Origin of the sequence: Paenibacillus roseus, assembly GCF_016424485.1 — a bacterium.
Lineage (GTDB): Bacteria > Bacillota > Bacilli > Paenibacillales > Paenibacillaceae > Paenibacillus_D > Paenibacillus_D roseus.
The window spans coordinates 366,908-379,997 of record NZ_JAELUP010000103.1; the positions used below are offsets into that span (position 1 = coordinate 366,908).

At 42.4% G+C, this 13,090-nt stretch carries 15 protein-coding genes; 10 read left to right on the top strand and 5 right to left on the bottom strand.

Annotated features, from left to right (window positions below; all coding sequences use genetic code 11):
- Positions 1-10 precede the first annotated feature (10 nt).
- Positions 11-682 carry a uracil-DNA glycosylase gene (locus JFN88_RS18530; RefSeq protein WP_199020771.1) on the top strand — a complete coding sequence of 224 codons (672 nt, stop codon included), beginning with the start codon at positions 11-13 and terminating at the stop codon, positions 680-682.
- A 20-nt stretch (positions 683-702) separates the two neighbouring features.
- Here the strand turns inward: JFN88_RS18530 and JFN88_RS18535 are convergent, their stop codons facing one another.
- From JFN88_RS18535 to JFN88_RS18555, 5 genes are all read right to left on the bottom strand, one after another.
- Positions 703-1,479, bottom strand: coding sequence for a DUF4247 domain-containing protein (locus tag JFN88_RS18535; RefSeq protein ID WP_199020772.1), 777 nt, complete (start codon positions 1,477-1,479; stop codon positions 703-705).
- A gap of 19 nt (positions 1,480-1,498) precedes the next feature.
- Positions 1,499-2,005, bottom strand: coding sequence for a DUF4178 domain-containing protein (locus tag JFN88_RS18540; protein WP_199020773.1), 507 nt, complete (start codon positions 2,003-2,005; stop codon positions 1,499-1,501).
- Positions 2,006-2,025: 20 nt separating this feature from the next.
- On the bottom strand, positions 2,026-2,427 hold the full coding sequence (locus JFN88_RS18545) for a DUF350 domain-containing protein (protein WP_199020774.1): 402 nt from the start codon (positions 2,425-2,427) through the stop codon (positions 2,026-2,028).
- Positions 2,428-2,571: 144 nt separating this feature from the next.
- Positions 2,572-3,240 carry a PspA/IM30 family protein gene (locus JFN88_RS18550; protein ID WP_199020775.1) on the bottom strand — a complete coding sequence of 223 codons (669 nt, stop codon included), beginning with the start codon at positions 3,238-3,240 and terminating at the stop codon, positions 2,572-2,574.
- A gap of 235 nt (positions 3,241-3,475) precedes the next feature.
- Positions 3,476-4,393, bottom strand: a complete 918-nt coding sequence (locus tag JFN88_RS18555) for an S-layer homology domain-containing protein (RefSeq protein ID WP_199020776.1) — start codon at positions 4,391-4,393, stop codon at positions 3,476-3,478.
- A gap of 228 nt (positions 4,394-4,621) precedes the next feature.
- On the opposite strand from JFN88_RS18555, the gene JFN88_RS18560 reads away from it, so the two are divergent.
- The 9 genes from JFN88_RS18560 (at position 4,622) to aepX (ending at position 13,086) form a co-directional block, all read left to right on the top strand.
- Positions 4,622-5,338 carry a glycoside hydrolase family 73 protein gene (locus JFN88_RS18560; RefSeq protein ID WP_199020777.1) on the top strand — a complete coding sequence of 239 codons (717 nt, stop codon included), beginning with the start codon at positions 4,622-4,624 and terminating at the stop codon, positions 5,336-5,338.
- A gap of 522 nt (positions 5,339-5,860) precedes the next feature.
- The gene (locus tag JFN88_RS18565; RefSeq protein ID WP_199020778.1) at positions 5,861-7,414 is read left to right on the top strand and encodes a nucleotidyltransferase family protein; all 1,554 of its coding nucleotides are present in this window, start codon (positions 5,861-5,863) and stop codon (positions 7,412-7,414) included.
- Between the two features lie 21 nt (positions 7,415-7,435).
- Positions 7,436-8,464 carry an ABC transporter ATP-binding protein gene (locus tag JFN88_RS18570; RefSeq protein WP_199020779.1) on the top strand — a complete coding sequence of 343 codons (1,029 nt, stop codon included), beginning with the start codon at positions 7,436-7,438 and terminating at the stop codon, positions 8,462-8,464.
- Positions 8,464-9,255 (top strand): ABC transporter permease, encoded by a 792-nt coding sequence (locus JFN88_RS18575; protein ID WP_199020780.1) that lies wholly within the window; start codon positions 8,464-8,466, stop codon positions 9,253-9,255. Before JFN88_RS18570 ends, JFN88_RS18575 begins: the two co-directional genes overlap by 1 nt.
- 26 nt (positions 9,256-9,281) lie before the next feature.
- A complete protein-coding gene (locus JFN88_RS18580) occupies positions 9,282-10,073 on the top strand; it encodes an ABC transporter permease (RefSeq protein ID WP_199020781.1) in 792 nt (263 codons plus the stop codon).
- Positions 10,074-10,130: 57 nt separating this feature from the next.
- Positions 10,131-10,640: a thiamine pyrophosphate-binding protein gene (locus tag JFN88_RS18585; protein WP_233168038.1), complete on the top strand. Its 510-nt coding sequence runs from the start codon at positions 10,131-10,133 to the stop codon at positions 10,638-10,640.
- An 11-nt stretch (positions 10,641-10,651) separates the two neighbouring features.
- Complete coding sequence (locus tag JFN88_RS18590; protein ID WP_199020782.1) at positions 10,652-11,221, top strand: thiamine pyrophosphate-dependent enzyme; 570 nt, start codon at positions 10,652-10,654, stop codon at positions 11,219-11,221.
- Positions 11,202-12,236 (top strand): hydroxymethylglutaryl-CoA lyase-like TIM-barrel protein, encoded by a 1,035-nt coding sequence (locus tag JFN88_RS18595; RefSeq protein ID WP_199020783.1) that lies wholly within the window; start codon positions 11,202-11,204, stop codon positions 12,234-12,236. Before JFN88_RS18590 ends, JFN88_RS18595 begins: the two co-directional genes overlap by 20 nt.
- Positions 12,205-13,086: a phosphoenolpyruvate mutase gene (gene aepX, locus JFN88_RS18600; protein ID WP_199020784.1), complete on the top strand. Its 882-nt coding sequence runs from the start codon at positions 12,205-12,207 to the stop codon at positions 13,084-13,086. The genes JFN88_RS18595 and aepX overlap by 32 nt, the downstream gene beginning before the upstream one ends.
- Positions 13,087-13,090 lie beyond the last annotated feature (4 nt).

The window sequence follows — 13,090 nt, forward strand, 5'->3', positions numbered from 1 at the left end:
GCTTATTCTGATGGCAATTATTTTTCGCAATGACTGGCTGGAGCACCTGCAAGCCGAACTGGAACAAGAATATTATAAGGAACTGCGCACCTTTCTGGCGCATGAGTACAAAACGAAGAAGATTTACCCGGACATGCATGATATCTATAACGCTCTTCATCATACGTCGTATGGGAATACGAAGGTCATTATTATTGGACAAGACCCGTACCACGGTCCCGGACAGGCTCATGGCCTCAGCTTTTCTGTACAAAAGGGAGTCCGCATACCGCCGTCCCTGCAAAATATATATAAGGAACTAAAGGAAGACCTGGGTTGTTCCATTCCGGATCATGGTTCGCTAGTGTCATGGGCGGAACAAGGCGTACTGCTGCTTAATACGGTACTGACGGTTCAGGCTGGAAATGCCAATTCGCATCAGGGGAAAGGGTGGGAGAGGTTTACGGACCGGATTATCGAGATGCTCAATCAGAGGGAGAAACCGCTGGTGTTTATTCTGTGGGGCAAGCACGCCCAGGATAAAGCGGCTCGTATTGATCGCAATCGGCATTGCATTATCGCTTCGGCTCATCCGAGCCCGTTTGCCGCGCATCGGGGGTTTTTCGGGAGCCGTCCGTTTTCCAGAGCGAATGCCTTTCTGCAATCGATCGGCAGCCAGCCGATCGATTGGCAGATTGAGTAGCGGCTTGCAAGTGGTCTTGTTTACCTTCGCCGGAAAACACGGCCGCTGCCTATTTTGACCTTCGGTTTGCTGATCTTCGGCTTCGAGAGCCAACTGCCGGAAGAGGCTGGCTGCTTGCCCACCTTTGGTTTGGAGAACAGGCCGCCGGAGGAAGAATCGGTATTGCGTGTAATTTTCCCCTTGGAAGGGTTCGTTGCGGCAGGCGGCGTCTTGCGATCGAAGGAAGTGTCAGCGTCTTTGGAACGCTTGAAGATGGAGCCTGTACGATTTACTGTGACAGGGGGAGCCTTCTTCTTATCTTCCTGCGTTGGAGCGCGATAGCTGCCCTTCTGCGGCTTGTAGATATCTTTTGATGTATATCCTCGGTAGTCGCCGCCGTTATAGCGTCCGTTATCGAATAAATCGCGGATCAAACTTCCGACCAGATAGCCTTGCAGGAAGTTGGAACTGTAATTTTGCCTTACATATTCCTTGGAATCTACCTCAACCAGTGTGTCCTCAGAATTTTGGGAATCCCTCTGCAGATGAATGATTTCTTTATCATAGACAAGAAACATCCGCTCATTGTCTGCCGGCGATTGTTCCTGCGGCTTCCGCTGCTTGATCAGGGCATCGGCTGTCTCCGGTACAGTAGAGTTTGCAGCCCGGTACACATAGGAAGTCTGAGAACCGGAGCCGTTCACGGATTCCAGCGGATACTGCTCCTGGATATTGTCCTGGATCGAGCATCCGGCAAGCAGTGGGAACAAAAAGCTGAAGATTAGCGCATATTTGATGCCATGAAGGAGTGACTTCATCTTACTCGCTCCTTTCTCTTTAACGTCCCCGAATGACACGCACGTCTGCCGTGATGATAGTCTCTCCCTCATAGAGCATAAACCTTCCGTCCTGCCATTCAATGCGCAGCAGCTTGAAGTTATCGGCCTGATACTGCCAGACAGACTGTTCTCCGCCTGTATGGAATGGTGTCTTGCCGTTTGCTGTAGTCATGCCTTCGTACTGTTCCTCCATATGATAGGTGCAGTCATCCAGCTCGAGAACCGTCGGGATTTCATGCATGTTATCCAGCCGTCCGTCGATCGGGGTATAGAGGGCGTAGACGGTATTTTCCCGCTCTTCAATAGATAAATACCGAATCAGCGCGCCGTCGCGCAGTGTAAGCATGACTGAACTGCGCTGGCGATTCTGTACGCTCCCGATGACCTCATAGGTGACGAGGGAAACCTCGCACACATCTCCAGGGCCTAAGGTGAGCGGGCTTTTCTCCTGCTGTACCGGCTCAGGCTTGGCTATTAGATTTTTAACCCGTTTCCATAAGCTCATCGTTTGCTTCAACCTCCTGATTAAATCGCACCAATGATGAGAGCTCCGGCAATATGGACCGATCCGGCGAGTAGGGCGTAAGCGATCTTGCCTTCACGAATTCCTTGATCCAGCCGCAGGCCGATGCTTTTATCCAAAATGAATCGGAATAGCGACTCCATAATAAGTAAAACAACGAAGGAGACGATCGTAATCAGAAACGCTTCCCACATCAGGCTGGACTTGGTGATGGATTGGAATAAAATGAATGCCTGGGCCAGCAGCTTCATGACAAAACGTGTCGTGACCGCGACATTCCCGGACTTCATTTCCTGAAAATCGCTATAGCGGGTAAACAGCGAGTCCAGCAGCATAATAATGAATAATAGGACAGCTGCAAACCCCGTCCAAACCGGAATTCGCAATAAATCAATCAATGACATGATCTAGCCTCCAGATCGATAAGATTATACGTTTTTAACCTTAAAAGCCATATGAAAGCATTAAAAAAACGCCGCCCGGTTCAAAGGTCGGTTAGCTTTTGAGGAACCGAAGCGGCGGTGCTTTACATGCGCGGGTGTTGCACATTATTTATTTTCGTACTGTTTGAGCAGGGCGGCGAGCTCGTCTTCAACGGCTTTGTCTTTGCCAAGCGCGGCAAACTCTTCATCGAGCGAACGCTCCTTGGTGTTCAGTTCATTGCTGGCTTCGGCCTGGGCTTCCATTTGAAGCATTTTTTCCTCCATGCGTTTCAGACCGGAAGTAGCGGAATCCGAATTGAATCCGGACATTGCCTTGTTGATTTCCTGCTGGGCTTTGGCCGCATTGTAGCGGGCTACCAGTGTCTCGCGCTTGTTCTTCATCTCAACGAGCTGCTTGCGCATCTCTTCCAGCTTGGCGCGGAGATTGTCAGCGGATGCCTTGTTTTGATCATAGCTGGCCTTGTATTCATTCATTTTCTGCTCGGCAGCCTTCTTTTCTTCCAGCGCGCGGCGGGCGAGATCAATGTTCTGCGCCTGCGCAGCCAGATGAGCCTGTTCATTGCGCTTCTCTACAAGCGCTGCTTGATCCTCATACAGAAGCTTGAATTTCTTCTCCAGGGCAATCTGGGAAGCGACCGCTTTCTCTGCATCCTCCAGATCTGCCTGCATATCTCTTATATATTGGTCTGTAAGCTTGATTGGATCCTCTGCTTTCTCGATCAATGCATATACATTGGACAAGGTCAAATCACGCAGTCTTTTGAAAATTGACATGGATGGTTCCTCCTCAAGGGGTTGTTGGTTTGTAACCATTAATACGAGCAAGATCAAGCGGTGGTTTCAAACCGCAACATCTAATTTTAAAATGATTCAACAGACTTAAACAGATGGTAGTTACTGGTATATAACTAAAAACGCCTCACTATCATTATACGCCGAGTGAATCCAAAAAAGCGACCGGTCAGGGTCGCTTTTGTTTGTATTTTTGGTGGATATGTCCGAAGGCTGATCAGGATTTCGCAACAAGCTTAATGCTGTACCCGCTGCTTACATAGGTAGAAATGGTTACATCTGTAATAACCTGCGGGTACATGCGGTCCGGATCAGGCTGGATCAGTTCGACCTCAATGATGGCCTCTTTATCCTTGAAATGAATGTCCGACACGCGCAGTCCATATCCAGGATGACCGACAGTTCCTGTAATTTTGATTTCATTCACTTCTTTGTTGACCGCTTTTATTTCATGACGCAGGTTCAGATTGTCGGCTGGCGTTTCCGGCTTTTCAGGTGCGGCAGGAGTAGAGTCTACAAATTGAATGGCCCGGTATACCCATCCGGCAGCTTCCCCGCGCTTGATCGTTGCTTTCGGATAGAAATTGTCCTTTTTATCCAGGGCGGCAATCTTCGCAATTAGTACCTTCTGGATACTGTCTTTATATGCTTTGGCAATATCATTTTCATCTTGAATGTTGATGTAGATGGCCGGGAACATGTACGCTCCATGGTGTTCAATTCCCTTCAACAAATAATGGGCGAATTGCTCGCGGCTTATTTTTGCGGAGGGATCAATGTCCTTAGGCAGTTCCAGCCCGTTATACTGTGCAATAATGAATGCCTGGGAGTACCACGTGTTGTCTTTGGCTTTAGTGTAATAATCTGTAACTAGCGGAGCTTTAATAAAACGAATAGTATCGATATTCAGTTTCAGACCTTTAACAATTAATGCGACAGCCTCAGCGTTGGTCAGGTTCTCTCCGGGTTTAAACTTGTTGTGCTTGTCTCCGTTAATAATTCCCAGTTTCTTGAGTCCGTCAATTTCCGCCCGGTAAGAGCTTCCCTTCGTATCGCTGAAGGCCCAGGCAGACTGTGTAATGCCGATCAAGCCTGCGAGGGCTACCAGCATGACCATCAATACTTTTCTTTTCACTCTGGTTCACCTCTTTGTTGTATTTTGCTGCAGCTATTGTTGTAGACGCGTTTATGAAAAATAAGGTTGCACGAATTGTGCATGACCAAAGTCGCATTTTCCTATTTCCCTGCGGGCTAAGCGAGAAAGGGCATGGAGCGTTGGACAACTGCCGTTGCCGGCTTGTCTGGTTTTCATACATTATAGTGCAGGCGGACAAGTCGGGTTAGGCAAGGAGGTGGGAGTCCGGTGACAAGAGAGGAATTTATTGCGCTGCTCGCTCCAATTGCGATTCGGGTCAGGAAAGAGGGGGCGTCATTGTTCCCGTCAGTCAGGCTGGCCCAGAACATCCTGGAGACTGGCGGCAAAATTCCGCCTACGAATAATTTGGGCGGATACAAGGTGGGCAATGGCGTTCCCAATGCGTATTGGCGCGGAAAGGTTGTCAACCAGGGAACATGGGAGGTTTACAACGGAGTGACGGTCAACATCACAGCAGCATTCCGGGCCTATGATAGCGTTTATGATTTTTATAAAGATCAGGAGTTGCTATTTCAGAATGCGAGGTATGAACAAGTGCGCAGCAGTACGTCTTTGGAAGGACAGGCCAAGGGGCTGCAGGCTTCGGGTTATGCAACGGACCCGCAGTATGCGGCCAAGCTGATTCAATTGATTGGAACGTACAATTTGAAGCGGTATGACCAGCAAGCAGCAGAGGAGGCGGCCAAAGTGGCGAAGGACCTGGAGCAGGACGAAAGACTTGCGAGACTTGAAGACGGGGTTAAACGGATTGAGGCGGCGCTTGCCCGTTTTGGGCGGATAGAGGATATCGAGGCCCCGAGCTGGGCGAAGGATGCGGCGGAATACTTTGCCCCTTATTTCGATACGAAGACCGGGAGCAATGATTTCTGGCGGATTCTGACGATCATGTATCGGCAGCAGGCGGGGGACGGCGGAAAAAAGTGACCGTACACTAGCTTATCCCTAGTGGATTGCCCTCCAAATGTTAGATATCAATAACATTTGGAGGTGCAGTTTTTTTGTTTCAGCCTATCTGGAGTGAAGGAGAGAGGCAAAAGCAAGACCTATTCGTAAATGAAACTGGTGATGACAATGCTGATAGAAGGTATGAAGTTTCAGGGAAATTCATAAAAATATAATTTATGTATAAAAATGGGCTTTCGTTGATTTGTATAATTTTTAGTTGATTTAACTACTAGAAATGGTTCGCAACTATGGGTTATATTAAATAGAATATAGTTAATATTATCCTTTATCGTTACAATTTAGGAAAAGGTCCTGTGCATAATGTTCTCGGTTTTACTTGAAGCCTTATATACGATTGTTTCACCTCTCAACCGCTGCGTCAAGCCACAGAACTTGAATGAACATCGGATAGCAGAACGAGAAGTTAGCTTTTTTGTGTTCCAGCTATCCTAAACTAAATTTTCAGAAAATAAAGTCATTTTATTAGAGGTGAATGAGCTAATGGACATCAAACATATAGAAAGAGAATTGTTGCTAAATATAACTATTCAATATTTGAATGACCAGGCATTTGATAAGGAGTATCTATCGGAAAGTTTAGACTGGGAAAAATTATATAATTTGTCGATTGAACAAAGGATGTTTCATTTGGCTTACAATGAGTTGCTTAATTATATTCCTGATTCTTATCGAAATTTGTTTCAAAAAAAGAATGAGGATATAAGAAAAAAAAATCATGATATTATTCAAGAAATGTCAGCTCTTTCGGAAACAGGGAATGATATGATTTTTGTGAAAGGTATTATCTTGTCACAACTCCTCTATAATGACCCGTACTACCGTGTGGCCGGGGATATAGATACACTTATTCGAGAAACGAGTGTAGAGGAGATAGACAGGGAACTCAAAGCTAAAGGATACTTTCAAGCGTGCGGGAAGGAAGATATTTATAGTTTGGATTTTAATAACCCTGATATATTGCCTTACCCAATATTAAAGGATTTGAACCATCATGAATACTTTGAATATTATAAAAAGGTAGGCAATGATTACATTACCCTGGAGCTTCAACGATATATACACACTACAATCACTTCTAAGCATATTAACCGCTTTTTGGATGAAAATGAGTATCTGATCATTAACGGGAGTAAAATTAAGACATTAAGCCTCGAACATACATTATTGCATTTAGTTGAAAGTATTTATACAGATGCGAATTGGTACCATCGTGGACCCAAATTAGGGAAGTATTTTGAGTTAGGGTTGTTTATAAAAAATTACAACCAAAAGATAAAGTGGGACGAAGTATTACAAAAGGCGTCCAGTTTCAATATGTCGGATATTATTATTCCTATTTTTGATGATCTTAATGGTCTGTTTGGACAACCTATAGCACAAGATATTGCTGGTAAATTGGATCATTCTAAAAATAAAAATAGACTTCCATTAATATGGGAGGCTCCTTTAAAGGAACGGTTATTCAAAAGCAATGCAGAGCGCGAAGCAGAAATTTTCAAAAATTTAAAAAGGATATGCTACAGTGAAGAGCATTCCAAAAATGCAAGAAACGCATATGATGCAAATGAACTTACCTCAGAATCCATTTCCCCCAAAGAATACTTATATGTACAAAATAATAAACACGATTATAAGCTTTATTATCTTCCGCTAGTGGATACAACCCATTTGAACTTTAACATTTATGTACCCCTGGAGCTCGGACAATCAGAGTATGATTGGGAAGTTATATTGAATACGGTAGACCCTTGCATAGAGAGCGATATTTTAGATTTACATACGTTTTCATTCGTTAAACAGGATGGAGTCATACGGACTAATTTATGCAATGGTGGAAACATTGAACAGGCGGGAGATTTAGAGATACGAGTACAAATCCCGCTTTCTGAAATTAAAAAAAGCTTTCGTGAAGGCATACTAGCGTACAAGATCATTATTAAAGAGAGAATTTACGGTGGAATATATCATGTTATTAGTTCCGACGGTTACACGGACAAAAGCTTTTGGCTTTCTCCAACATTAATTCGAGTTTAACATTGGTGAGGTGATGTATTCATGATCTATGTGGAGGGTCTTTCAAAAGAATATAAACAATTTAACCGTGCATCAGGCGTTATTGGAACAATAAAAAATTTATTTTCAAGAGAACATACAATTGTAAAAGCGGTTGACAATATCTCATTTTCTATTGAGCAAGGTGAAGCAATTGGATATTTGGGTCCAAATGGTGCTGGTAAATCAACAATGATTAAAATGCTTACCGGGATACTGGTCCCGACTTCAGGCAAAGTCACAGTAAATCATCTTGTCCCACATAAGAGCCGTCAAGAAATTGCAAAGAGAATCGGTATTGTTTTCGGCCAAAGGAGTCAATTGTGGTGGGATCTCCCGGTTGAAGATTCCTTTGAACTGCATAGGCGAATTTACAATATTCAAGACAAAGATTATCAAAAAAATATGGACATCTTTTTGGATTTATTGAACCTTAAAGAATTCATTACGCGCCCTGTAAGACAACTAAGTCTCGGTCAACGGATGAGAGCGGAAATCGGGCTGGCGCTGCTGCATAATCCGGATATCGTTTTTTTAGATGAACCGACCATTGGACTGGATGTCATTGCTAAAGATAACATCAGAAATTTTATTCGGCAAATGAATCGGGAACGTAAAATATCCATCTTCTTGACTTCTCATGATATGAAGGATATTGAAGAAATATGCGGAAGGATGTTGATCGTAAACAAGGGGGAACTTATTTATGATGGAACGGTTGAGCAATTAAAGTCCAATCTGTCAGCCAGTAAAATAATTACTATAGAATTTGTAGTGGATCCAGGAGATGCTGTGGTATTAGAAAATGCTGTGTTAGTTAACGATTCTGGCATAAGAAAGACTTTCAGAATCGACAAGGGTTTGGATTCTGCGATTGACTTTGTTCAAAATCTTTCAAAGAGATATCCGATCAAGGATTTTGTTTTGCAGGATTCTAACATTGAGGATATTATTCGGATGTACTACCGAAGTTTAGAGAAAGATAATAGTACTCAAATGACCAAACAAGAGAAGTTGAGTGTGATTTATTAATGATGAGATCCTATTCCGAAATTACCAAAAAAGCATTTTTTCGCAATACAGCATATCGTTCAGAAGTCTGGTTAAGAATTTTCGGAAATATTTCCATTGTATTTATTCAAGTTTCAATATGGACAGCATTACTCGGGACAGGTTCTTTGAATGGAATCAATATTGAAACGATGATTACCTACTCTCTTATAAATACATCTGTCTCTATGATTTTAATGAACAAGGTAATTTATGTTGTAGATGACAAATTAAAGACTGGAAATATTACATTAGATTTGTTAAAACCTATTAACTACCCGCTGCTCTTGTTTTGGGATCAACTAGGTAATGTAATATTTCAAGTTATTTTTACCGTCGTTCCGACAATTTTAATCACATGGTTCTTATTCGGACTTACTTTCCCCACAAATCCTTATTTCATTGTGGCATTTATCATAAGTTTATTTTTAGCTCTGGTCATCTCATTTTTAATTGGTTACTTGGTTGCCCTAGTATCATTTTGGTTTTTAACAACATTTGCGTTAGATTGGATGGTTACTGCATTAATCACTGTCTTTTCGGGTTCGTTCTTGCCATTATGGTTTTTTTCTGACGGTTGGAAATTCGTTGCAGAGATGTTACCATTTCAGTTTTTAGGATTTATACCAGCGGCTATATACATGGAAAAAATAAATATAGATGAGATTGTATGGATTATAGGAAAGGGGACGATGTGGGCATTAATGTTATGGTTTGTCGCTCAACTTCTCTGGTGGAGAGCGATCAGGAGATTAGTGATACAAGGCGGATAAGGCAATATATTTAAGGGTGGTATTTAATGAACATTCGTTTGTTTTCATACTTTGTGACATTAGTTATTAAATCCCGTATGGAGTATCGAGGGGCATTTACAATCGGTGTAGTTGGTCAAGTTGTAGGTTATGCTGCCAATTACTTGGTTATATGGTTGCTGTTACAAAACTTCAATACGATACAAGGATGGGACTGGACGGAAATTGCCTTCCTCTATAGCTTAAATCTCCTTACTTATGCAATAGGAGCTTCATTTACTTATACACCAATGGTCGGACTTGATCAGATTATTGTGAATGGAAATTTTGATATGTATCTTACCAAGCCGTTATCCCCGTTTCTTTACTTTCTCGCAAATTTATTCAATATCGGGTATATCGCTCACATATTAATTTCCTCAGTTGTCCTCATATGGTCAATATCCCAAGCAGATATAACCTGGACGCTATATAAAGCCATCTATCTGCTACTTGCTATTATTAGTGGTTCGCTCTTACAAGCGGCGGGATTAATTGTAATTGGTTCGTTATCCTTTATTTTTCTCAGGGTACAATATTTATTCTCCATTTTCTTTAAGTTGAAGGAGTTTATTGCTTATCCCATTTCTGTATATGGAACGCTATTGCAAATTATTCTAACCTGGATAATTCCTCTTGCGATGATTAATTATTATCCTAGCCTCTATATATTTGAGGATAGTTTATTAACAAACAAGATTCTTGGTATTACGGCACTTGTAATCGGGCCTTTGAGTTTATATCTGGCCTACCGGTTTTGGATGTATGGTGCTAATAAATATCAAGGGGCAGGGGGGTAAACAATTTTGCGGGTGCATATTTTGTAGTGCAAAATATTGAAGAGAGGATGAATATCATTGAATCAACCCATAGTCCGTACAATGTCAGAGGTAATCCTGTCTGTCTTGAAAGAGAACGGTTATCGTCACTTTACAGGAGTGCCCTGTTCCCTGCTGAAAGGACTGTTTTCATTACTAGAGCAAGATGAAAATTCGCAAGTTCGTTATATACCAGCAGTAAGAGAGGACTCTGCGGTTGGTGTTGCATCAGGTTTTGTTATCTCAGGACACAAAAGTGCTGTTCTGATGCAAAATTCCGGACTTGGATACAGTTTGAACGTTTTGACCTCTTTTAATATGATTTATGACCTTCCTATTCTTCTTATCGTCAGTTGGAGAGGGGCCTATGGGAATGACGCAGTAGAGCACGACATCATAGGGGCGAGACTGACACATCTGCTCGATGCTGTAGAAATCCCTCACATTGAACTTACAGAAAATCAACCTGAACAGGCGCTTCTTGAGGCCGTTGGGCTAATTGAGGCTACGAGCAGACCTGTTGCCTTACTTATCAAGGATGAGATTTAAGGAGTGATACAATGCGAAAAGATGAAGCAATCAGGCTCGTGCTCGAAAGATTCCCGTTCTCGTATGTGATCAGTACTTGTGGGCATATTAGCAGAGATTTATACAATATTAAGGACCGAAGTGAACATTTTTATATGGTAGGTTCCATGGGGATTGCAGCACCAGTCGCACTTGGTCTTGCAGTCACTAATCCTGAGAAGCAAATCCTTATTTTGGATGGTGATGGTTCTTTTTTGATGAATCTAGGTGCCGCGGCAATGATTGGAGAACAAAAACCATCCAATCTAGTTCATGTCGTACTTGATAACGGCATGCATGAGAGCACGGGAGGACAACGAACTATTGGAATGGACGGAATGACAACTGCTGTGCTTTCTATGGGATATAAACACGGAGTGAAAATTGAAAGTCATTTGGATTGGCAGCAAGCACTGCCACCAGAGGGGCCACTGCTTGTTCATATTAAAATTGATCCTCGTACTGAAAAAATTGGAAAGCGGGTAGAGTGGACTCCACAAGAGATTCTTTCTCGTTTTTCTGTCGCTTTAAAGGGGGGAGAGCATGAGTATTCATCTCATTGACTGTACTCTTCGAGATGGAGGAAACTTGAACAACTGGAATTTCAGTGATCAAGCCATACAAAAAATAATAGAAGGGTTAGATGGGTGTCGTGCTGACTATATTGAAGTGGGATATGTAGGAGGATCAAGCAGTAATAAATCCTCTTTTCAAGGTAAAACGTCTGACTGCACGATTAATTTTTTGAAACAACTCCCCAAAACGATTCATTCTAAAATTGCAGTTATGGTAGTCCCCTCAGTATGCCAGTTAGATCAATTGATGGACCTTGGTACAGGTACAGTCTCTATGATACGCCTTGCCTCCTATCCACATAATGCAGAGGATGTATATCCGTATATTGCTTCTTTGAAAAACCGCGGCTTTCAAGTGAGTATGAATCTAATGGCAGCAAGTTATGTTGATTCACAAGAAGCAGCTAAAATCGCCCAAAAAGCAACCCTGTGTGGGGCAGATGTATTTTATTTGGCAGATTCATTTGGATCCATGACGCCAACATGTATAGATGAATACATTACTGTTATCAAAAATTCATCTCACTGTGCGGTGGGCTTCCACGGTCATAATAATTTGGGACTTGCTTTTGCTAATGCACTTCAGGCAATACGTTCCGGTGCAACTTATATTGATACCTCGTTTTGTGGCATGGCCAGAGGAGCAGGCAATTTACCAACAGAGCAATTTGTTAGTGCCCTTTCTCATTGGGGACACTTTGGAACGAATTATGTCGTACAACCGGCGATTGAGACGGCTGACTATGTGCTCAATCATGTTCTGGATCAACCGATGAAAATTTCTACGCCTGAAATTATTTGTGGTATTAGTAACATCCATTATTATTTTTACGATAAAATTATCCAGTCAGTTCAGGAAATTCCATCTGTTCATCCTTTAGAAATTTCACGAGAACTTGGGAAGTTGCGCCCGCCAAAGGTAGACGTTTCTTATATAAATAAAGCCATAGAACATATAGGGGGAATTTGGAATGAAAACGAAAACACTGAGAGAACTTCTTGATTCAAAAAAATTAATTCGTGTAATGGGGGCACACAACGGATTGAGCGCCAAACTTGCGGAACAAGCAGGCTTTGATGCCATATGGGCAAGCGGACTTGAAATATCAGCAACTCATTCTGTTCCGGATGCCAATATTTTAACAATGACAGAGAACTTGCAAGCAGCGATTTCAATGAATCAGGCAACCTCAATTCCTATTATTTGCGACTGTGATTCCGGATATGGAAACGTTAATAACGTAATAAGAATGGTAAAGGAATACGAGAGAAATGGTATGGCAGGAATTTGTATTGAGGACAAGCAATTCCCCAAATTAAACAGTTTTGTAGATGGGCCCCAAAAACTGACTCCAATTGAAGAGTTTGCAGGGAAAATCCGTGCTGCAAAAGATACACAAATGGATCCCAATTTTGTAGTCATAGCAAGAATTGAAGCTTTAATTGCAGGGCAGGGCTTACAAGAGGCGCTGAATAGAGCTTATGCCTATGAAGAGGCTGGTGCAGATGCAATACTGATTCATTCCAAGCAAAAGGACCCGCATGAAATTGTCGCTTTTGTTGAGTCTTATAACGGATCGGCTCCTATTGTTATCGTTCCAACAACATATCCTACACTTGATGTAGATCAAATTACTAATTATGGAATCCAGGTGGTTATTTATGCAAATCACGGATTGCGTAGTTCAATTAAAGCGATGAAAGAAACGTTTGATCGGATCCTTAAAGAAGGCAATACTGCAGGTGTGGAGCTCGATATTTCCACAATGCAAGAAGTATTTGAACTCCAAGGCATGTTTGAAATGAGGCGCCAGGAAGACAAGTACAGTTCAACTTTAGTCACTTTTAAATAAGGCT